The sequence below is a fragment of the Bacillus sp. FSL K6-0069 genome, from assembly GCF_038007785.1.
Lineage (GTDB): Bacteria > Bacillota > Bacilli > Bacillales > Bacillaceae_G > Bacillus_A > Bacillus_A mobilis.
Window position 1 is genome coordinate 1,782,658 of the sequence record NZ_JBBOXN010000001.1, and the last position, 21,174, is coordinate 1,803,831.

General features: G+C 36.1%; 19 protein-coding genes. 14 read left to right on the forward strand and 5 right to left on the reverse strand.

Going from position 1 to position 21,174, the window contains the following annotated elements; genetic code table 11:
• The first annotated feature begins 9 nt into the window (after positions 1-9).
• From ilvC to ilvA, 3 genes are read left to right on the forward strand one after another with little or no spacing between them, the layout of a single operon-like run.
• Complete coding sequence (ilvC, locus tag MHB74_RS09245) at positions 10-1,017, forward strand: ketol-acid reductoisomerase (protein WP_061676652.1); 1,008 nt, start codon at positions 10-12, stop codon at positions 1,015-1,017.
• Between the two features lie 46 nt (positions 1,018-1,063).
• Positions 1,064-2,737 carry a dihydroxy-acid dehydratase gene (gene ilvD / locus MHB74_RS09250; RefSeq protein WP_061676653.1) on the forward strand — a complete coding sequence of 558 codons (1,674 nt, stop codon included), beginning with the start codon at positions 1,064-1,066 and terminating at the stop codon, positions 2,735-2,737.
• Between the two features lie 31 nt (positions 2,738-2,768).
• Complete coding sequence (gene ilvA, locus MHB74_RS09255; protein ID WP_061676654.1) at positions 2,769-4,031, forward strand: threonine ammonia-lyase IlvA; 1,263 nt, start codon at positions 2,769-2,771, stop codon at positions 4,029-4,031.
• Positions 4,032-4,121: 90 nt separating this feature from the next.
• Here ilvA and MHB74_RS09260 read toward each other — a convergent pair whose 3' ends face one another.
• Together MHB74_RS09260 and MHB74_RS09265 are read right to left on the reverse strand one after the other, a co-directional pair.
• Positions 4,122-4,349, reverse strand: a complete 228-nt coding sequence (locus MHB74_RS09260; RefSeq protein ID WP_061676655.1) for a hypothetical protein — start codon at positions 4,347-4,349, stop codon at positions 4,122-4,124.
• A gap of 52 nt (positions 4,350-4,401) precedes the next feature.
• Positions 4,402-5,505, reverse strand: a complete 1,104-nt coding sequence (locus MHB74_RS09265) for a CapA family protein (RefSeq protein ID WP_061676656.1) — start codon at positions 5,503-5,505, stop codon at positions 4,402-4,404.
• Positions 5,506-5,721: 216 nt separating this feature from the next.
• Here MHB74_RS09265 and MHB74_RS09270 point away from each other — a divergent pair, with 216 nt between their 5' ends.
• The 3 genes from MHB74_RS09270 (at position 5,722) to MHB74_RS09280 (ending at position 8,690) form a co-directional block, all read left to right on the forward strand.
• The gene (locus MHB74_RS09270; RefSeq protein WP_061676657.1) at positions 5,722-6,438 is read left to right on the forward strand and encodes a DUF554 domain-containing protein; all 717 of its coding nucleotides are present in this window, start codon (positions 5,722-5,724) and stop codon (positions 6,436-6,438) included.
• 18 nt (positions 6,439-6,456) lie between these two features.
• Positions 6,457-7,308, forward strand: a complete 852-nt coding sequence (locus tag MHB74_RS09275; protein ID WP_061676658.1) for a GNAT family N-acetyltransferase — start codon at positions 6,457-6,459, stop codon at positions 7,306-7,308.
• A gap of 167 nt (positions 7,309-7,475) precedes the next feature.
• The gene (locus MHB74_RS09280; protein ID WP_061676659.1) at positions 7,476-8,690 is read left to right on the forward strand and encodes a multidrug efflux MFS transporter; all 1,215 of its coding nucleotides are present in this window, start codon (positions 7,476-7,478) and stop codon (positions 8,688-8,690) included.
• A 53-nt stretch (positions 8,691-8,743) separates the two neighbouring features.
• Here MHB74_RS09280 and MHB74_RS09285 read toward each other — a convergent pair whose 3' ends face one another.
• A complete protein-coding gene (locus MHB74_RS09285; protein ID WP_061676660.1) occupies positions 8,744-9,505 on the reverse strand; it encodes a DODA-type extradiol aromatic ring-opening family dioxygenase in 762 nt (253 codons plus the stop codon).
• A 204-nt stretch (positions 9,506-9,709) separates the two neighbouring features.
• Between MHB74_RS09285 and MHB74_RS09290 the strand changes: the two genes are divergently transcribed.
• Entirely contained in the window at positions 9,710-10,633 is a 924-nt protein-coding gene (locus MHB74_RS09290) for an alpha/beta hydrolase (protein ID WP_061676661.1), read from the forward strand.
• A gap of 55 nt (positions 10,634-10,688) precedes the next feature.
• A complete protein-coding gene (locus MHB74_RS09295; protein WP_061676662.1) occupies positions 10,689-11,294 on the forward strand; it encodes a pentapeptide repeat-containing protein in 606 nt (201 codons plus the stop codon).
• Positions 11,295-11,347: 53 nt separating this feature from the next.
• Here MHB74_RS09295 and MHB74_RS09300 read toward each other — a convergent pair whose 3' ends face one another.
• Positions 11,348-12,328 carry a serine hydrolase domain-containing protein gene (locus tag MHB74_RS09300; RefSeq protein ID WP_061676663.1) on the reverse strand — a complete coding sequence of 327 codons (981 nt, stop codon included), beginning with the start codon at positions 12,326-12,328 and terminating at the stop codon, positions 11,348-11,350.
• Between the two features lie 343 nt (positions 12,329-12,671).
• Here MHB74_RS09300 and MHB74_RS09305 point away from each other — a divergent pair, with 343 nt between their 5' ends.
• The 5 genes from MHB74_RS09305 (at position 12,672) to MHB74_RS09325 (ending at position 17,381) form a co-directional block, all read left to right on the forward strand.
• Positions 12,672-13,316 carry a LytTR family DNA-binding domain-containing protein gene (locus tag MHB74_RS09305; protein WP_061676664.1) on the forward strand — a complete coding sequence of 215 codons (645 nt, stop codon included), beginning with the start codon at positions 12,672-12,674 and terminating at the stop codon, positions 13,314-13,316.
• A gap of 127 nt (positions 13,317-13,443) precedes the next feature.
• On the forward strand, positions 13,444-14,958 hold the full coding sequence (locus MHB74_RS09310) for an acetyl-CoA hydrolase/transferase family protein (RefSeq protein WP_061676665.1): 1,515 nt from the start codon (positions 13,444-13,446) through the stop codon (positions 14,956-14,958).
• Positions 14,959-15,171: 213 nt separating this feature from the next.
• Positions 15,172-15,615 (forward strand): GNAT family N-acetyltransferase, encoded by a 444-nt coding sequence (locus MHB74_RS09315; protein WP_061676666.1) that lies wholly within the window; start codon positions 15,172-15,174, stop codon positions 15,613-15,615.
• A gap of 27 nt (positions 15,616-15,642) precedes the next feature.
• On the forward strand, positions 15,643-16,002 hold the full coding sequence (locus MHB74_RS09320) for a YunG family protein (protein ID WP_061676667.1): 360 nt from the start codon (positions 15,643-15,645) through the stop codon (positions 16,000-16,002).
• Between the two features lie 53 nt (positions 16,003-16,055).
• Positions 16,056-17,381: a bifunctional S-methyl-5'-thioadenosine deaminase/S-adenosylhomocysteine deaminase gene (locus tag MHB74_RS09325; RefSeq protein WP_141658038.1), complete on the forward strand. Its 1,326-nt coding sequence runs from the start codon at positions 16,056-16,058 to the stop codon at positions 17,379-17,381.
• A 207-nt stretch (positions 17,382-17,588) separates the two neighbouring features.
• On the opposite strand, the gene MHB74_RS09330 is transcribed toward MHB74_RS09325, so the two are convergent.
• Positions 17,589-18,977, reverse strand: coding sequence for an alpha/beta hydrolase (locus MHB74_RS09330; RefSeq protein WP_061676669.1), 1,389 nt, complete (start codon positions 18,975-18,977; stop codon positions 17,589-17,591).
• A 560-nt stretch (positions 18,978-19,537) separates the two neighbouring features.
• On the opposite strand from MHB74_RS09330, the gene MHB74_RS09335 reads away from it, so the two are divergent.
• Positions 19,538-21,163 (forward strand): peptide ABC transporter substrate-binding protein, encoded by a 1,626-nt coding sequence (locus MHB74_RS09335; RefSeq protein WP_061676670.1) that lies wholly within the window; start codon positions 19,538-19,540, stop codon positions 21,161-21,163.
• Positions 21,164-21,174 lie beyond the last annotated feature (11 nt).

Consider the following 21,174-nt stretch of genomic DNA (forward strand, 5'->3'; position numbering starts at 1 on the left):
GTATGGAATATGAAAACGTATTATGAGAAAGATGCAAATTTAGAGTTATTACAAGGGAAAACAGTTGCGGTAATTGGTTATGGATCTCAAGGTCATGCGCAGGCACAAAATTTACGTGATTCTGGTGTGGAAGTTGTAGTTGGTGTTCGCCATGGTAAGTCTTTTGAAGTAGCAAAAGCAGATGGGTTTGAAGTAATGTCTGTTTCAGAAGCGGTTCGAACCGCACAAGTTGTACAAATGCTATTACCAGATGAACAGCAAGCCCATGTGTATAAAGCAGAGGTAGAAGAGAATCTCCGTGAAGGGCAAATGTTACTTTTCTCACATGGATTTAATATTCACTTCGGACAAATTAATCCGCCAAGTTACGTAGATGTAGCGATGGTCGCTCCAAAAAGTCCAGGTCATCTCGTTCGTCGTGTATTCCAAGAAGGAAATGGTGTTCCGGCATTAGTCGCAGTACATCAAGATGCTACGGGCACGGCATTACGTGTAGCGCTTGCGTATGCAAAAGGGGTAGGTTGTACACGTGCAGGTGTAATTGAAACGACATTCCAAGAAGAAACGGAGACAGACTTATTCGGAGAGCAAGCAGTGCTTTGCGGCGGAGTAACTGCACTTGTGAAAGCTGGTTTTGAAACATTGACAGAAGGCGGATATCGTCCTGAAATTGCATACTTTGAATGTTTACATGAATTAAAGTTAATTGTTGATTTAATGTACGAAGGTGGTTTAACGAACATGCGCCATTCGATTTCAGATACGGCTGAGTTTGGAGATTATGTAACAGGATCGAGAATTGTTACAGATGAAACGAAGAAAGAAATGAAACGAGTACTTACAGAAATTCAGCAAGGTGAATTCGCGAAGAAATGGATTTTAGAAAACCAAGCTGGGCGTCCAACATATAATGCGATGAAAAAAGCAGAGCAAAATCATCAGTTAGAAAAAGTAGGGGCAGAGCTTCGTGAAATGATGAGCTGGATTCATGCATCGAAAGAATTAGTAAAGAAATAGAGTAAGAGATTATAAGTGAAAAATACGTAAGAGGGGATTTGAAAAGATGAGAAGTGACATGATTAAAAAAGGTTTTGATAAAGCGCCGCACCGTAGTTTATTAAAAGCAACTGGTTTGAAAGATGAAGATTTTGATAAACCGTTTATAGCTATCTGTAATTCTTTTATTGAAATTATTCCAGGTCATAAGCACTTAAATGAGTTTGGGAAACTTGTTAAAGAAGCGGTGCGTGCAGCGGGTATGGTTCCATTTGAATTTAATACAATTGGAGTAGATGACGGTATTGCGATGGGGCATATCGGTATGCGTTATTCGCTTCCGAGTCGTGAAATCATTGCAGATTCAGTAGAAACGGTTGTAAATGCACATTGGTTTGATGGCATGATTTGTATTCCAAACTGTGACAAAATCACACCTGGTATGATGATGGCTGCACTTCGTATTAATATTCCAACTGTATTTGTTTCAGGTGGTCCGATGGCGGCTGGAAAAACATCTAAAGGAGACGTTGTTGATTTAAGTTCTGTTTTCGAAGGAGTAGGAGCTTATCAATCTGGGAAAATTTCAGAAGAAGAATTAAAGGATATTGAAGATCATGGCTGTCCATCTTGTGGTTCTTGTTCCGGTATGTTTACAGCGAACTCTATGAACTGTTTATGTGAAGTGTTAGGTTTAGCTCTGCCTGGTAACGGAAGTATTTTAGCCATCGATCCAAGACGCGAAGAATTAATTAAACAAGCAGCAGAGAAATTAAAAGTTTTAATTGAAAAAGATATTAAACCAAGAGACATCGTAACGGAAGAAGCAATTGATGATGCGTTCGCGCTTGATATGGCGATGGGCGGTTCAACAAATACAGTGTTACACACATTGGCGCTCGCGCAAGAGGCTGGATTAGATTACGATATGAACCGTATTGATGCCGTTTCAAGACGTGTACCACATTTATGTAAAGTAAGCCCTGCTTCCAATTGGCATATGGAAGATATTGATCGAGCTGGCGGGATTAGTGCCATTTTGAAAGAGATGAGCCGAAAAGAAGGTGTGCTTCATTTAGATCGTATTACTGCTACTGGGCAAACGTTAAGAGAAAATATTGCTCATGCAGAGATTAAAGATAAGGAAGTGATTCATTCTCTCGAAAACCCTCATAGTGAAGAAGGGGGATTACGTATATTAAAAGGAAACCTTGCGAAAGACGGGGCAGTTATTAAAAGCGGGGCAACAGAAGTAAAACGATTTGAAGGACCTTGCGTTATTTTTAATTCACAAGATGAGGCGCTTGCTGGCATTATGCTTGGGAAAGTTAAGAAAGGCGATGTAGTTGTTATCCGCTATGAAGGACCAAGAGGCGGCCCTGGTATGCCGGAAATGTTAGCACCAACCTCAGCAATTGCTGGTATGGGATTAGGTGCAGATGTTGCGCTATTAACGGATGGACGTTTCTCTGGTGCTTCACGTGGTATTTCAGTAGGGCATATTTCACCAGAAGCAGCTGCGGGCGGAACGATTGCACTTCTCAAGCAAGGGGATATCGTTTGTATCGATGTTGAGGAAAGATTGTTAGAAGTAAGAGTTAGTGATGAAGAATTAGATCAGCGTAAAAAAGAATGGAAACGACCAGAACCGAAAGTGAAAACTGGCTGGCTTGGGCGTTATGCACAGATGGTAACATCGGCGAATACAGGTGCAGTTTTAAAAATCCCGAATTTTGATTGAGCCAATTTAAAAGAGATAAGGATGATATGAAATGGTGCAAAAGGTAAAGGAGAGAGTGAAAATTGAAGATATCTTAATGGCTCATAATTGCATGAAAGATATCGTTATTAAAACACCGTTACAACGTGATACAGTTTTATCTGAGAAATATGATTGTGACGTTTATGTAAAAAGAGAAGACTTACAATTGATTCGCTCTTTCAAAATTCGTGGTGCGTACAATTTAATTCAAAGTTTACCAAAAGAACAATTACAAAACGGCGTTGTTTGTGCAAGTGCTGGCAATCATGCACAAGGGGTTGCTTACACGTGTAATTTATTGAAGATTCCGTCAAAAATCTTCATGCCAACAACGACACCTAAACAAAAAGTATCGCAAGTACAATTTTTCGGTGGTGATTTTGCGGAAATTGTATTAGTTGGTGATACATTTGATAGCTCGTTCCAAGAAGCACAGCGCTATTGTGAGGAAAATAGAATGACGTTCGTTCATCCGTTTGATGATCCGTATGTAGTTGCGGGTCAAGGGACAGTTGCAGTTGAAATTATGCATGATATGGAGAAACCAGTGGATTATATCTTTACCGCAATTGGCGGAGGTGGGTTAGCATCAGGTGTTGGTACATATGTAAAAGGCGTTAGCCCTGCTACAAAGGTCATTGGTGTAGAGCCAATGGGAGCTGCATCTATGAAAGAGGCTTTTCTTCAAAATGAAAATGTCGCATTAGAGAAAATAGATAGTTTTGTTGATGGGGCAGCTGTTAAAAAGGTAGGGAAATTAACATTTGAAACTTGTAAAGATGTAATTGATGACATTGTTTTAGTGCCAGAGGGAAAGGTTTGTACGACGATTTTAGAACTGTATAAGAAAAACGCAATTGTAGCTGAGCCTGCTGGTGCACTCTCTATTGCAGCACTTGATCTTTACAGAGATGAAATAAAAGGGAAAACGGTAGTATGTACGCTAAGTGGTGGGAACAATGATATTGATAGAATGCAAGAAATGAAAGAACGTTCGCTCATTTATGAAGGACTAAAACATTACTTCATCATTGAATTCCCGCAGCGTTCAGGTGCGCTAAGAGAATTTCTTGATAAAGGATTAGGACCAGAAGATGATATTACGCGCTTTGAATACATTAAGAAACATAATAAAGAAAATGGTCCAGCATTAGTCGGCGTAGAATTAAAACATAAAGAGGATTATGAGCAATTAACTACTCGTTTTAAAGAAAATAATATTCAATTTATGGAGCTTAATAAAAATCCTATTTTGTTTGATTTGCTTATTTAATAGAAGGAAAGAGTTAGCATACAGTTGTAATTGAAATAAAAAAGATAGATGCAAACAGCGGAAATGCTGCTTGTATCTATCTTTTTATAATTAAACAATATATTTTCCATATTCAAGAAGGATAAAGCTGGTTAACCAAAAGAATATCGCAGTACGAATGATTACATACATAGTAAATTCAAAGGTAGTAAGCTTTCGTTCACGTTTTATTTTTTTAAAAAGTCTAACAGAAAAAAATGAACATAAAAGTAGAACGGCTATAGATATTTTATAAATATTCTCTAACAAACTTACATTTTCTAATAAGTCTTTCAGCATGTTCATCACCTATTCTGTAAAGTATGTTACAGAGAAATAAATCTTGCGGTGTCTAGTTTCGTTTGTTTTTTATGTTCCCTGTATCATCAATTTCTACGTCAGTTGAAATTGTTTGTAAATATTGTAGAGCTTTTTTCTTTTCGTCCTCATTTACAGGGGAGATTTGGTTGTTGCGAATGATGTAAGGATTGAATGACATTTGGACATCCTTTCCTTTAAAAGTTAAAGTTAATACGCCAGTTTCGGCGCTTTTCCCGCTCACATAGCTTGGGAATAAAAAGTTTCCTAATGAGTAAGCGATAGGAACTTTATTATAATACTCAAATCCTTGAAGCCAATGTGGATGACTTCCGACAATCGCGTCAGCTCCTGCTTCAACCATTTTAGGAACATATTGCTTTTGGTATTCTACCGGACGATTTGACTTTTCAACGCCCCAATGCATATAGACGATTAAATAGTCTGCATCTTGCTTTTGTTCTTTAATTGTTTTTGTTACGAGATTTAAATCATATCCGTTCGCAACACCAGGTTTATTGTCACCAGCTACCCAATTCGTATCAGGCATAAATCGAACGAAGGAAAGAAATTTGAACTTTTTCCCTTTTACGGTCATTTCACGTGCTGTATATGCATCTTTTGCATTTTTTCCGGCTCCAATGTAAGGGAACTTTAATTTTTCTACGTGAGAAATCGTGTCTAATAATCCATCTTGCCCATAATCAAGAGTATGGTTATTTCCGATATTTACGATGTCATATCCAGTGTTTTTTATCGCTTGTAGTGTGGAGGGATCACTTTTAATCCAAAATAGTTGTCCAGGAGCTTTCTTTTCTCTCGTTGTAAATGCTGACTCTAAATTAACGAAAGAAATATCAGCTTTTGTTATTTCTTCTTTAACATGCTGGAATGGATAATCGGCCCCGTTTTTTTCGATTACAGGACGTAATTGCCAATCGAACATTGTATCACCAGAGAAGGTGAGTGTGATTTCCGGGTCTTCTATTTTCTTTTCACTTGTTGAAGCGGTTTTATTAGATTTGTTTTGCAAATCGGATTTGTCTTTCGCTTTTGAAGTAAAAGAGTAGTTAACTAATAAAACAATTGGTGTAATGCAAAAGGCTATTAACAGAAATCGTTTTAGTAAAGTTGTCATAAATACCTTCCCTTTTGAGTTTATACCGCAATTTGTAGGCAGTAAAACCCGCGTTAGTTAAAGTTTCACTTTATGTATAACTACAAAAAATTGCGGTTTATGTAGTGAAAAACATTTGTTAATATTCTCAATATTAAGTTAACATATAGATAACCTGTAAATCAATGAATAAACCAAAATATAGAAATAAAGAATTCGAAGGGTGAAGAATGAGAAATGGTTATATTAGGAGCAGTTGTAAATGGGATTTGTATTATATTAGGTACTTTACTAGGTAAATTATTTAGTAGAATTCCAGAAAGTATGAAGGGAACAATTATGCATGCAATCGGTTTAGCGGTTACTGTGCTTGGACTTCAAATGGCCTTGAAAAGTGAAAATTTCCTTGTTGTCATACTAAGTCTTGTAATTGGTACCGTCATCGGGGAATGGCTACAATTAGAAGAAAAGTTAAAACAGTTAGGTGATTGGCTAGAAAATAAAGTTGGATCGAAAGGGAAAGGAAGCATATCAGAAGGCTTTGTAACAGCTACTTTAATTTTTGCAATTGGTGCGATGGGGATACTTGGTGCACTCGACAGCGGGATTCGCGGAAATCATGATATTTTATTTACAAAGGCGATTATCGATGGATTTATTTCTATTATATTAACGACAACTTTAGGAATTGGTGTAGTGTTTTCGGCAATTCCAGTTATTTTATACGAAGGCGGTATTGCGGTTTTTGCAACACAAATTAATAGTTTAGTCCCGAAAGCATTAATGAATCAATTTATAGTGGAAATGACAGCGACAGGTGGTATTATGATAGCCGCTATTGGATTGAACTTACTTGGGATTATTAAAATTAAGGTGGCAAATTTACTGCCAGGTATATTGGTAGTTGGTATAATTGTTTCACTTATTTATGGTTACGGTTTAATAGTAAAGTAGTAGGGGATGAAGGTACATATGGAGGAATTTCAATTTACAAAACGTGTTCATAACATATTACAGATTGCAGCAGAAGAGGCGGAAAATAATATTATTCAACCAGCTCATTTGTTTATCGGCATGTGTAATGAAGGCACTGGAGTTTGCAGCGAGTTGTATATGTATTTGTTTCGTAACGTGGGTACGGATTTTTTAGAAAAACTTTCATTACGAAAACGAGATGATTTGACGGATCAAGAGTATGAAAAAATAGGACAATATAAGGTATCTTATAAGGTGCTAGAAATTTTACAAATAGCGAAGAAACGTATGGAGCGTTTTCAGCAAGTAATAATAAATGAAGGACATGTTATAGATGCACTATTTCGCGCGGGTACGTTTATTGGAAATGCACAAATACAAAAAGATATATTACGTATTCTAGCTGAGCCAAGAGATTTAGCTGTCGATCTAAAATGTTTTGATCCTACTTATAATCATTTAATCTGTACTGTTAGAAAGGCTAACCCTTCTGATTTTGAAAAATTAGCAAGCTTTGTGAATGAGGAATTTGGTGAACGTTGGTTACGTTCAATAGAATATGGATTTCGTACATATAAAGAAAATGTACCTATTTATATAGCAGAACAAGAAGAAGTGATAGTAGGTTTCGCTTGTTACGATGTAGTGAGAGGGAAGAAAGGATTGTTTGGTCCAATGGGCACAGCAAAGCAAAATCGTGTGAAAGGTGTAGGGAAGCAATTGTTACATCGTTGTTTACATAGTATGAAGCAAGATGGATATGAATACGCAATTATTGGACAAGCAGGTCCGATTGAGTTTTATGAGAGAAATTGTAATGCGCGTTTAATACCGATAGAGAATAAGTAACCAACTTCATATAGGGGAGTTGGTTTTTTTATGAAAAAAATGTAGAGATGTAGTGATTTTTACTAGAAAATAGCGGGTTTTGTAGTAAATCTTACAAATAAAGCAAATTACTAAACTTTTTACAAGAAAGGGTGTAGAATGGGTATCTAAAGAAAGAAGGTGTGAAAATGGCCAGCTGGAAACGAAATTTGATGATTTGTTGGCTAGGTTGTTTTACCACTGCAGCCGGTATGAGTTTAGTAATTCCTTTTTTATCTTTTTATATTGAGGAATTAGGAGTAACTGGAACTTCAAGTATTGCACAGTGGTCGGGACTTGCATTTGGTATTACATTTTTAATGGGTGCGATCGTATCACCAATATGGGGAAAACTTGGTGATATACATGGACGGAAATTGATGCTTATTCGTGCGAGTCTTGGTATGGCAATTATTATGACGCTTATGGGATTTGTAACGGATGTGTATCAACTAGTCGCACTAAGATTTTTAATGGGAGCAGTATCTGGTTTCCTTTCAACGGCGATGACATTTATTGCGGCAGAAACTCCGAAAGAACATTCAGGTTGGGCAATCTCCACAATTTCAACAGGTGGCGTGAGCGGTTCTTTACTTGGCCCATTACTTGGTGGTTATTTGTCAGAGTTAATTGGAATGCGCCATGTTTTTCTTGTTACAGGAGCTTTTTTATTCCTTTCTTTTCTCATCGTTTTTTTCTTCCTACATGAAGAGAATCACTCCGCTCAAGCAAAAAAAGTACAAACGAAAAAAGTATGGACGATGGTTCCAGCGAAGCATTTAATTATTAGTTTGTTTGTAACAACATTTATTATTCAACTTGCGAACATGTCAATTCAACCCATTATTACATTGTATGTAAAGAATTTAGAAGGCCCAGGAACAGCTCATATTGAAATGATTGCAGGCGCAGTTATGTCAGCGACAGGGTTAGCGGTTATTTTGGCAGCACCAAGACTAGGAAGATTATCAGATCAAATCGGTCCTCAAAAAACGTTAGTTGTAGCGTTGTTTACTGCAGGAATTATTTTTATCCCGCAAGCATTTGTAACCTCAGCTTGGCAACTATTAATTCTTCGATTTTTATTAGGTATCGCACAAGCAGGATTATTACCTTCCGTACAAACTCTACTAAAACAACATACACCAACCCATGTAACGGGACGAATATTTGGATATAATCAATCGTTTCAGTTTCTAGGTAATATGATTGGACCAGTACTTGGTGGACAAATTGCAGCACATGCGGGCTTCCAATATGTTTTCTTCTCTACTTCATCATTACTATTTATTGCGTGCATTTGGGTTTATTTTCATAATAAGAACGAAGAGGTATCAGAGAAACGACATTTGGAAGTTAGTTAACTAAGTGAATGAAAAAGGAAAAGGATGAAGCAACGATTGCTTCATCCTTTTCTTTAAAATTGAAGACAAAGATAGCTTAATGTACCAAGTTCGTAACTGCGGTGAATGATTTCACCGTTATTTTCACCGCTTCCCATAGCGATAAATAAAGGTACAAAATGCTCTGCTCTTGGTACTGCTAATTGTGCATGAGGGGCGTTGTTCTCCCAATTAAATAATGCATCTTTATCAGTAGTCTGCATATGTTTAATAATCCAATCATCAAATTCAATGGCCCATTGTTCGGGTGTCGTTTGATTCCATTTCAAAGCTCGTAAGTTATGAACGGTAACACCGCTACCGATTATTAAAATATCTTCTTTTCCAAGTCCTTTAAGCGCTTCTCCAATCTTAAATTGCTCTTTTGCAGGAAGGAATGGATTGACTGAAATTTGGACGACAGGAATATTTGCTTCTGGATACATGCGGTGCAAGAGTGTCCATGAGCCATGATCTAAACCTCTCGTCATATTATGATGGACTGGAATACCTTTGTTTTTAAATTTTGTTTCTAACATAGATGCAATGTTAGAAGAACCTTTCGCACGATATTTGATTTCGTATAACTCAGGAGGAAAACCTCCAAAATCATAAATTGTTTCATATTCGTTATCTGATGAAGAAATCGTTAATACTTCACTTTCCCAGTGAGCAGTGAAAATAACAATTGCTTTCGGTTTATATGTTTCTCCAAGTGTTTTTAAAAACCTTGTATAGTCTGTATCTTGAATAGCAAGCATCGGTGATCCGTGTGCTAAAAATAATGATGGCATCATAATAGAAACCTCCCAAAAATATAATAATTACTTTATGTAAGTAACTATACAATTTTATTTTTCGTTCGTCAATATATTAGTTTAAGAGCTAATTGGAAAAGTGAGTCATTTGTCATAATGAAGGCAATTGCATATAATACATAATAAGAATAATGAATGGATATTCATTTTTTGATATACATAATAGAGTTGGGGGCTGACGAAATGAACGTACAGGAAAGTTTCGTTACGGCATTGGATGGATCGGAAATTTATTTACGTAAGTGGCTACCAGAAAGAAATCCGCGAGGGATTATTCAAATTGCACATGGTATGACAGAACATGCAGGTGTTTATACAGACTTTATTGCTGCGTTATTAGAAGCAGGGTATGGTGTTTATGCACATGATCATAAAGGTCATGGGAAAACAGTGAAAAGAGAAGAAGATTATGGTCATTTTAAACCAAATGTAGGTTGGAATGAGGCTGTTTCTGATGTTATTTTTGTATCAGAAACGATAAGAAAAGAGCAGACATGCCCGTTATTTTTACTTGGACATAGTATGGGATCTTTTTTATCAAGACGTGCTGTACAACTGAAAGGTGAATTATATGATGGATTCCTTATTTCAGGAACTGGTGGAAATCCAGGGCTTTTAGGAAGTATCGGTCATAAAGTAGCGACAATTGAGATGAAATTACGCGGAGAAAAAACGAAAAGTCCGATGCTAAACTTTTTATCTTTCGGAAACTTCAATTCACACTTTAAACCAAATCGTACAAAATTTGATTGGTTATCTTCAGATAATAATCAAGTTGATAAATATATTGCGGATCCGTTATGTGGATTCATTTGTACGACGAGTTTTTATCGAGAATTATTTTCTGGTGTATTAGAAGTAAATAAACTAGAAGAGTTCAAGAAAACACCGAAAAACCTTCCGATACATATTTTTTCAGGAGATCGTGATCCAGTTGGGGATATGGGGAAAGGTGTAAAAGAAGTATATGAAAATTATAAAAAATGTGGCGTGACAGATGTAACGCTGCGTTTATATGAAAATGGCAGACATGAAATGTTCCATGAAGTAAATAAAGATGAAGTATTTCAAGATTTGATTTTATGGTTAGATAAGCATATTGTATGAGAAGAAACCTCACTTTTTTGAAGTGAGGTTTCTTTAAGAAGATGGAGGAATAGTTATGAGTGAATTTGTTAATAAAGAATATGTAGAAATAGATTTTCAAGATGTCTTGATTAAAGAAGAGGAATTGAAAAATTGTACATTCATAAAATGCCGTTTTAGAGGGATAGATGCATCGGAAGTTTATACTGAAAATTGTAATTTCATAGAATGTGATTTTACCGGTGCTCTTTTTAACGCTTCTATCCATAAAGGAACTACATTTGCGAATTGTAAGTTTGTTGGTGCGAATTTATTCGTATCAAAGTTTGAAGAATGTAAAATGACTGGTTCTGATTTTGAAGAAGCGAATTTAGACGGAATAACTATCATATCGGGTGATTGGTCCTATACGAATTTAAGGTTCGCGAACTTAAGTAAACAAATGTTAAAGGGTATACGTTTAATTGAAGCGGATCTATATGAATGTAATTTAGAAAAAGCAGATTTACGTGAGGCGGATTTAACCGGTGCACAATTAGGCAAGGCGAAACTTAGTGGTGCAGATTTAAAAGGAGCGGTAGTTGATAGAATTGATTTTACAAGTTTTAATTTAAAAAATGTGAAATTAGATATAGCGCAGGCAGTTGCAGTAGCAAGATGTTATGGGGCTAAGGTGAACTAAATTGTTTGAAAAACCGTTCAAAATGCTGAACGGTTTTTCAAATCATAATAGATTTAAAAATTATTTTCTATATAAGAAGCAATTTCATTAGCAAGAGTCGATGTTAATAGTGTAGATACATTGCTTAAAATGATGATTGTAGCCTCTTTGTCAATTAATCGTAAATAGGAGGACGTAAAGCCGTTAATTCCTCCGTGATGAAATATAAGTTTATTATTTTTTTCAGTTATAGCAATATTCCAACCGTAACCATATCCGTAAGATTCTGCAGTAAGCATACGAGACGTCATCCTACTTGATAAGAAGCGATTTTCTTTTAGTGCCTTATCAAATCTATATAAATCTTCGGCTGTAGAAACTAATCCACCGGCTGAATATGAATTAGACATATGAATAAATGATGCGTTCTGTAGGCCATGGTTTGGATGTAACTCATACCCAGTTGCTTTATGTTTTTGAATAGTGTGATTCAAATCAATACTTGTGTTCATTATAGAGATTGGATAGAAAATTTTATTTTTAAGAAATTCCTCATAAGACATTCCACTTATAACTTCAATAATTTTTCCTAATATAATATAACTTGAATTCGAATAATTGAATTTTTCACCAGGGCTAGATTCAAAGGGGCATGCAATAATCCATTGTATTAGTTCATCTGGTGTTCGAGGCTGTAAAGATTTTAATAAAAAGTCATGTTGAGCAGTAATATTACCGACTCCAGCAGTATGATTTAATAAATGCTTGATCGTAATTTGATTTCCTTTTGGAAAATCGGGAATGAATCGATCTAAAGTATCATGTAGCTGTAATTTTTCCTCTTCCACCAGCATTAAAATTGAAACTGCTGTGAAGATTTTAGTTATTGATCCAATACGAAACTTTGTTGTAGATGTATTAGGTATGTCCCAATTATAATTAGCTTTTCCAAATGACTGCTTATAAAGAGTCTCTTCTTTATGGACTATTAAAATTGTTCCATTAAATTTTTCGATATTCTTATATAAGAATGAATTAATATGTGAGTTTAACAAGTTTCAGGCACTCCTTTAAATGTTGGAATATTCGTTACCTGAAATGAAATCCAACGGCATAGGCAATTCCCCCTAAATGAAATGTTTTTTAAAATACTTTTCTATTTTATAATGCAAGTAATATAAGAAGCAAGTTGATTTAAAGTTATATAAAATAAAGGGTTTTTTATTGCTTGTGGCAATACTTTAGTAGTTCATATTTTAAAGGTGGAGAGAAACAATTATGGGAGTAAGAAAATTGATAGTAATTGAAGCTAGTGAATTAAGTGAACTTGCACTACATGTAAAAGCAACAGCTGCCCGTTCATAATAGTAGTATAATAGTAAATGAGGTGTTCATACTATGGAAGATAAAACATTAGGTATACTACTAGATGTTGTTGGGGAATTATTTTCAGATGAAATATCAATCGCTGTTTCGAATACGAAAGAATATATTTACTATCGGCCAAGTAAACGAATTGATTTAAAGATTAGCGCCGGGGATCCTATTAAGGAAGGGACGATTGCTCATAAAGCAATGGTAACGAAGCAAAAAGCTTCTGAGTTTATTAATCGAGATGTTTTCGGTATTCCTTATCATGGAATGGCCGTACCGTTTTCAAATAATGAGAAGATTGAAGGTTGTGTGACGGCAATTTATCCCGCTTTAACGGATGGGAAGTCAGTCGTTACTTTAAAAACAACAGACGGATGGGTTCCGGTTCCTTTCTCAAAGGTCATGTATTTAGAAGCTAAAGATAAAAAGACGTATGTGAATTCAGAAGAGTTAACAGGAACACATAAGTACTCGCTACAAGAATTCGAATACTTGTTGCCGAAAGATTCCTTTATTAGATGCCACCGTTCCTTTATTGTAAATGTTAATCATATTAAAGCGATTTATCCTGATACACATTCTACTTTTGTACTTTCTATGGATAACGGAGAGAGGGTACCAGTGAGTCAGTCATACGCTAGCTATTTTCGTAAGCTTCTAGGATTCTAAATTTTTCTGCTTTAGAACCTAGATTTGCTGTTTTATCTGAATTTTCGGCATTGTGTACAAAAATCCCTATTTCGATAGTGTTAATGTGTAAAATAATTATGAATATTCATTGAGAGAGGGATTACATATGGAGAATAATTTAGATAGAATTAGGGATCAACGTTTCAAAAATCGAGTAGTTACACCTGAAGAGGCAGCTTCATGGATTGAAAGTGGAATGACTTTAGGGTTAAGTGGATTTACACGTGCTGGGGATGTAAAAGCAGTCCCATTTGCGCTGGTGAATCGAGTGAAGAATGATAAATCTTTTAAAGTAAATGTTTATACAGGGGCTTCTTTAGGTTCGGATGTAGATAAATTATTTGCTGAGGCAGGAATTTTAGGGAAAAGATTGCCTTTCCAAGCCGATGCGACTATGCGAAAAGGAATTAATAACGGAGACTTTTTATTTGTAGATCAGCACTTATCTCATACAGCAGAGCTACTCCGTGCTGACGTTATGGATATAGATGTCGCTATTTTGGAAGCGGTTGCGATTACTGAGGATGGTATGATTATTCCAACCACTTCAATTGGAAATTCCTTAGCTTTTTCTTTAAATGCTAAGTCCATTATTATTGAAATGAATATGGCTCAATCTACACAACTAGAGGGGCTGCATGATTTATATGAACCAGGTAAACAAGGGGAAAGACTTCCAATTCCGCTCGTAAAAACGGATGATCGAATTGGAACAATTGGTATCCCGATTGATGCTGAAAAAGTGAAGGGGATTGTGTTTACGAATCAACTGGATTCACCATCGACAATTGTTCCTCCAGATGAAGAAACTGTCATTATGGCACAACATTTAATAGAGTTCCTTCGAGAAGAAGTTAAAGTAGGCCGATTAACAAAGAGTTTAGCACCGTTACAATCGGGAATTGGTTCAGTTGCTAATGCAGTATTGCATGGCATGCTAGATTCGGAGTTTGAAGATTTAGAAGTGTATTCTGAAGTTTTACAAGATGCGGTCTTTGATCTAATGGACGCTGGGAAAGTTAATTTTGCTTCCTGCTGCTCGATCACGCTTTCTGAAGAGAAAATGCAACAAGTATTTTCTAACTTTGAAAAATACCGAGACAAATTAATGATGCGCCCGCAAGAGATTTCTAATCACCCTGAAATCATTCGCCGCCTTGGATTGATCTCGATTAATACTGCTTTAGAATTAGATATATACGGAAATGTTAACTCTACTCACGTTTTAGGTACAAAGATGATGAATGGTATTGGTGGTTCTGGTGACTTTGCAAGAAATGCACGTCTAGCTATATTTGTTACGAAATCGATTGCAAAAGGTGGTAACATTTCAAGTATCGTTCCTTTCGTTTCTCATGTAGATCATACGGAACATGATGTAGATGTTATCGTTACTGAACAAGGGTATGCTGACTTAAGAGGGCTTGCGCCAAGAGAAAGAGTGGAACTTATTATTGAGAATTGCGTACATCCAATGTATCGTGAACAGCTACGAGCTTATTCCGAGGAAGCAAAAACAAGAGGTGGACAAACTCCTCATATTTTAGAAAAAGCTTTTTCTTGGCATACGAATTATGCTAAAAATGGAACAATGCTTGAAGAGGTAGTAGAAACTGTTTAGAAGTGTAAAAATGATTCTTAATATAATATGCTATAAAGGTTAAAAGAAAAAGAACGCCAATTCTCAGGAATGGCGTTCTTTTTCTTTTAAAAAATTGTTACCTATAATAAAGACTTATAAAAATAATCTCTTATTTACGGAAATAAGAGGTTTTTTAAATTACTTTTCGAATCATTTTAAGAGTTTATATATTGAAGGTGAGGAAAAAGAATCATGAAGATAAGAAAAGCGTTAGTAAGTGAAGCAAATGAATTAAGTGAACTCGCACTACACTCAAAAGCAACGTGGAACTATAGCGAAGCATTCATACTTGCTTGTAAGGAAGATTTAACAATTACCGATGAGTACATAAAAAATAATTTTGTATATGTTTTAGAAAACGATAATACGAAGATTGGGTTTTTCTCATTTTTACGTAACGATAAAGCTCTCGATTTCTTATACATTCATCCTCGTTACAAAGGAAAGGGGTATGGGAAAATAATGTGGAAGTTTGTAATAGAGCAAGCAAAGGAACTAGGAATAAAAAGCTTTACGATTGATAGTGATCCGAATGCAAAAGGATATTATTTGAAAATGGGAGCAAAGTTAATCGGAGAGACACCATCAACGGTTTTTAAGGACCGATTACTGCCCCTTTTGAAATATGATGTGTAAAACTATTAATAGTAGGAGAAGCTGAGAATGGATAATGTAAAGGCAAAAAGAATATATGAAGCACTTATAAAATCCTGGTCGATTGAAACAAGTTCAAAGTGGATAAGTGAAAATCCAGCAAATGGACAGTGTGGTGTAACGGCTCTAGTAATTCAAGATATATACGGAGGGAAAATCAAAAAGACAAAAGTTGGAGAGGAGTGGCACTTTTATAACTGTATAAATGGATATAGGTTTGATTTTACAGAGTCTCAATTCAATGAAAACCTGAACTATTTGGATGTGGAATCAAACCGGGAAGAAGCATTTGCAGATACAAATGAAAAACAATATAGCATTTTGAAGGAAAAGATAATGAAAGAATTGAAATTACCTTTTGACTCTTAATCTTTAATAAGTTACTATAATGGTGGTAACTTATTAAAGGGAACTTCATAGAGTTGAAAGGGGAAATACTTTTGAAAACAACTTATGTAAACGCTACAATCGTAACGATGAATGAACAAAACGAAGTGATAGAAAATGGATATATCATTGTAGAAAATGATCAAATTATAGATGTAAAGAGCGGAGAATTCGCTAATGATTTTGCAGTAGATGAAGTAATTGACATGAAAGGAAAGTGGGTTTTACCAGGGCTTGTAAATACACATACACACGTTGTAATGAGTCTCTTAAGAGGTATTGGCGATGATATGTTATTACAACCGTGGCTTGAGACGAGAATTTGGCCACTTGAAAGTCAGTTTACTCCAGAGCTTGCGGTTGCTAGTACGGAATTAGGATTACTTGAAATGGTGAAAAGTGGTACAACATCATTCTCTGACATGTTTAATCCAATTGGAGTAGATCAAGATGCAATTATGGAAACGGTATCAAGGAGCGGGATGCGAGCTGCTGTTTCAAGAACTTTATTTAGCTTCGGAACGAAAGACGATGAAAAGAAAGCAATCGAAGAAGCTGAGAAATATGTGAAGCGCTACTATAACGAAAGTGGCATGTTAACTACGATGGTTGCACCGCATAGTCCATATACATGTTCTACAGAACTGTTAGAAGAGTGCGCTCGTATTGCAGTAGAAAATCAAACGATGGTTCATATTCATCTTTCGGAAACAGAGCGTGAAGTACGTGATATTGAAGCACAGTACGGGAAACGTCCAGTAGAATATGCAGCAAGTTGCGGGTTATTTAAACGCCCAACAGTTATTGCACACGGTGTAGTATTAAATGAAAATGAGCGTGCATTTTTAGCAGAACATGATGTTCGAGTAGCACATAACCCAAATAGTAATTTAAAACTAGGTTCTGGTATAGCGAATGTAAAAGCGATGCTAGAAGCAGGAATGAAAGTAGGAATTGCAACAGATAGTGTGGCCTCTAACAACAATTTAGATATGTTTGAAGAAATGCGTATAGCAACATTATTACAAAAAGGCATTCATCAAGATGCAACAGCGTTACCAGTTGAAACAGCTCTTACACTTGCGACTAAAGGAGCTGCTGAAGTAATTGGTATGAAACAAACAGGATCACTTGAGGTTGGAAAGTGTGCTGATTTTATTACGATTGACCCATCTAATAAGCCGCATTTACAACCAGCAGACGAAGTATTATCGCACCTTGTATATGCTGCTAGTGGAAAAGATATTAGCGATGTAATTATTAACGGAAAACGTGTCGTTTGGAATGGCGAATGTAAAACGTTAGATGAAGAGCGTATTATATTTGAAGCGGGTCGTTATAAACGAGGTTTACAAAGATAGGTATTTTTAGGCTGTGGGGAAGGTCTTCTCCACAGCCTGTTTTTGTACCTTTCCCTGTGCTATGTGTCAACACTGATAAAAAGAGGGAAAGGAGAAATTTTTTATGAGTGTTGATTAATAAAACAGAAGAGAATGGTTTAGATAAAATCACTAGTTTCAAAAAAGCCTTCACGCAATAATGATTGCATGAAGGCTTTTGATGTTTTCTTATTTTTTTGTCTCATTGACCCATGTAATAATGTCCTGGATGACGTACTCGGGAACATTTGCAGGGATTTCGTACTCACTTGGAAGACTCAATTCCCCGTCACCCTCCGTGAAGAAATGATTCAATTTCGGATATTCTTTGAACTGAACATTCCCGCGGTTTGAAAGTCCTTCCTGCCATTTTGTATAATCTTCTTTTACTGTTACTTGATAATCGCGTGCCCCTTGCAGAATCAGCAAAGGCTCTTTTCGTGATTTTGTCTCCTCAACTGGACGCCACCTAGTAACATCATACATAAAATGAGGAGACGGAAATGGAAAATTGTAGCCAGCTGGCGGATGGTCAGGATCGAAAGTAGGATCCAGGATAAAAGCGAACTGTCTTTTTAGTTCATCGATTACTTCCTTTGGCGCCCCAAGGTATTGACTCACATCAATGGCAGTGTCAGTCAAAGGGCGTGCAGGTGGTGCGAGTAAGATACTTCCTCGAACAAGTGAGGAAGGCGCTTTGCTCAGTATTCGCGGCATTGTGCCAGCACCTTGGCTATGTCCGAGAATGAAAATATTATTTGGATCAATGCCTTCCTGCTGCGCTGCTGATTTTGCTGCATGTATGGCATCATCTGTAGTATCACGGTCTAACGTAACGGGTTCTGCACTCATCTTTAATGCGTGTTCAAAGGTGCGTTTTTCATAGCGTAACACCGCAATTCCGTTGGACGAAAGGCCCACCGCAATGTCTCGTAAGATTTTTGTTCCCAGATATGTACTATCGCGATCATGGATGCCAGCACCATGAACAAGAACAACTACGGGTACCTTTTCACCAGGCTTATGTTTCGGAACCGTTAATGTGGCAGGTAACGGATAGGTAGAACTTCCAATGACGATTTCACGTTCTTTATAGGAAGTAGGTTGATCGTAGCTAGGCTGCGGGATAATATAAGATTCTGGAGGCGTCCTTACCCCAACTTCATCTACTTTCCCACCAGGTGTGAATTTAAGGAGTAACGGTATGGTAGCTCTTTGGGTGGTTCCTGGAATTTCCACCGTCTGATGGACCAAGTTTCGTTCTTTTATCACGGGGGTTCCCATACTTTTTATCCCGCTCCAGTCACTTTGTTTCCACCAGTTTTGTAATGTGTTTGCTGTAAACTTAGATTGAAAAGCAGCAGACGTCAACTGAAGTGCCTCTGCATACTTATCTTGCTGGAGATATTCAAAAAATAACGATGCACGCTCTGTTAAAGAGACTCGTTCCTTTTCTGTAGATTGTTTCGCATGTGTATTTGCGTGAATAGCTGTTGTAAGCGGGAAAGATGCAATGTCAAAAGAAAAGAGCAGGGTAAAGGAAAGTGCTGTTTTTTGTATTTTCTTTTTTTTATTCATATTTTAACCTCCAATATGTGATGGTAAAAACAGGCATGGTAATTATGGTTCTGGTGCAAAAAGGCCTAATCCATTGAAATGTTCATCTAAAACCAACCGTACTGATTTTGTCTTAATAACTCTGGTAACTCTTAATCTCTCTTTCTTCCTTCACTTCATATTTTGACTATACGAAACAAAGCTCTCGTTTTTCTTACTTGATCCTTACAAAAACCTTAAGTATATAAGGTTGTCAAATACCACTTTCTATCTGAACTTCTTTTTATGTGTTAACACTGATAAAAAGAGAATAAGGAGAGATTTCTTAGGGTGGTACTTTAATAATCATTGTGACGAATGTATATCAGTTTCTGTTGAAGAGTTAGTTCCGAAAGAACATTTCCTTCATACAATTGAGGGCACAATTAGTGTTGATTTTATTAAGGAAAAGCAATCCTTTTTAAAAGGATTGCTTTTTTCTTGAACGAATAAATATTCAAAAAAATGTTGCATCTTTCTATTCATATTTCTGCTATAATATATAACGCTTTATATTATTTTATACTTAAGGAGAGCAACTCATGAAGCGAAAAAAGAGCCATTTAATGGTAATGGCACTTGTTACAACTTTATTATTAACAGCTTGTAATAATAAAGCGAATAAAAGTGATACAGAGGCAAAAAAACAAGTATTAAATGTAACAGTATCAGAAGAAATTCCTTCTCTTGATACTGCGAAAACGATGGATGGTACATCAGCACACGTTATGCAAAACATATTTGAAGGTTTGTATGTATTAGATGATCAAGATCAGCCTATTCCAGCGGTAGCAAAATCGTTTAAAAGAAGTGAAGATGGTAAAAAATATACATTTGATTTGCGTAAAGATGCAAAATGGTCAAATGGAGACAGTGTGACAGCTAATGATTTTATGTTTGCATGGAAACGTGCAATTAACCCTGAAACAGCGTCTCAATATGCGTACATGCTCTTTCATGTGAAAAATGCGAAAGAAATTAATAAAGGAACAATGGCTCTTGATAACCTAGGAGTTAAAGCAATAAATGATTATAAGTTAGAAGTGGAACTCGAACAGCCAATTCCGTATTTCTTACAGTTGTTAGCACTACCTATTTACTTACCACAGCATGAATCATTTTTGAAAGAACAAGGAAAGAATTATGCATTGGAACCTAGTAATCTCATATATAACGGGCCATTTGTATTAGAGAAATGGAAGCATGAACAAGAGTTTCAATTAAAGAAGAATGCTTCATATTGGGATGAAAAGAAAGTGAAATTAGACGAGATAAACTTTCAGATTGTAAAGGATACAATGACAGCTGTTAATTTATACGAAGCTGGTAATTTAGACCGGGTGCCTATTAATTCTCAATTTGTAGATAAGTATAAAGGGAATAAGGAATTACATATGTCGAGCGAACCTGGAATGGCTATGCTACGTTTTAATGAGAAAAATAATGCGTTAGCAAATAAAAAGGTGCGTCAATCTATTTCATTAGCGTTAAATAAAGAAGATTTCGTTACTCACTTTATTAATAACGGGGCAAAGTCTGCAAGCGGACTTGTACCGGCTGGTCATATAAATGAAGAGACTGGTAAAGATTTTAGAAAAGAAAACGGAGATCTTTCTCCATATGATTTGCAAAATGCGAAAAAGATTTGGACAGAAGCGAAAAAAGAACTGGGAGTAGACGAAGTAAACCTCGAATTTTTAACATATGAACAAGATAATGCAAAACGTATGGCAGAATATATAAAAGGTGACTTAGAAAAGCATTTGCAAGGATTAACGATACAAATTAAACAACAGCCATTTAAGCAAAAATTACAGTTAGAACAAACAGGAGATTACGATATATCTATGGCAAATTGGGGACCAGATTATAAAGACCCAATTAGTTATTTAGAACTCTTTACGACGGATAATCAGAATAACAAAATGAATTATTCTAATCGACACTACGATGAATTAATAAAGAAAGCGAAAAGCGATCTAGTACTAAATCAGAAGAAAAGATGGGAAGCATTGCAAGAGGCCGAGCGTATTCTATTAGATGATGCTGCGGTCGCACCGCTTTATCAAATGGGCTCAGCTTACTTACAAAAGGATTATGTAAAAGGAATTGAAAAGCATCAATTTGGTGGTGTTTATACTTATAAAAATGCTTATATCGCTAATTAATAAATACAAAA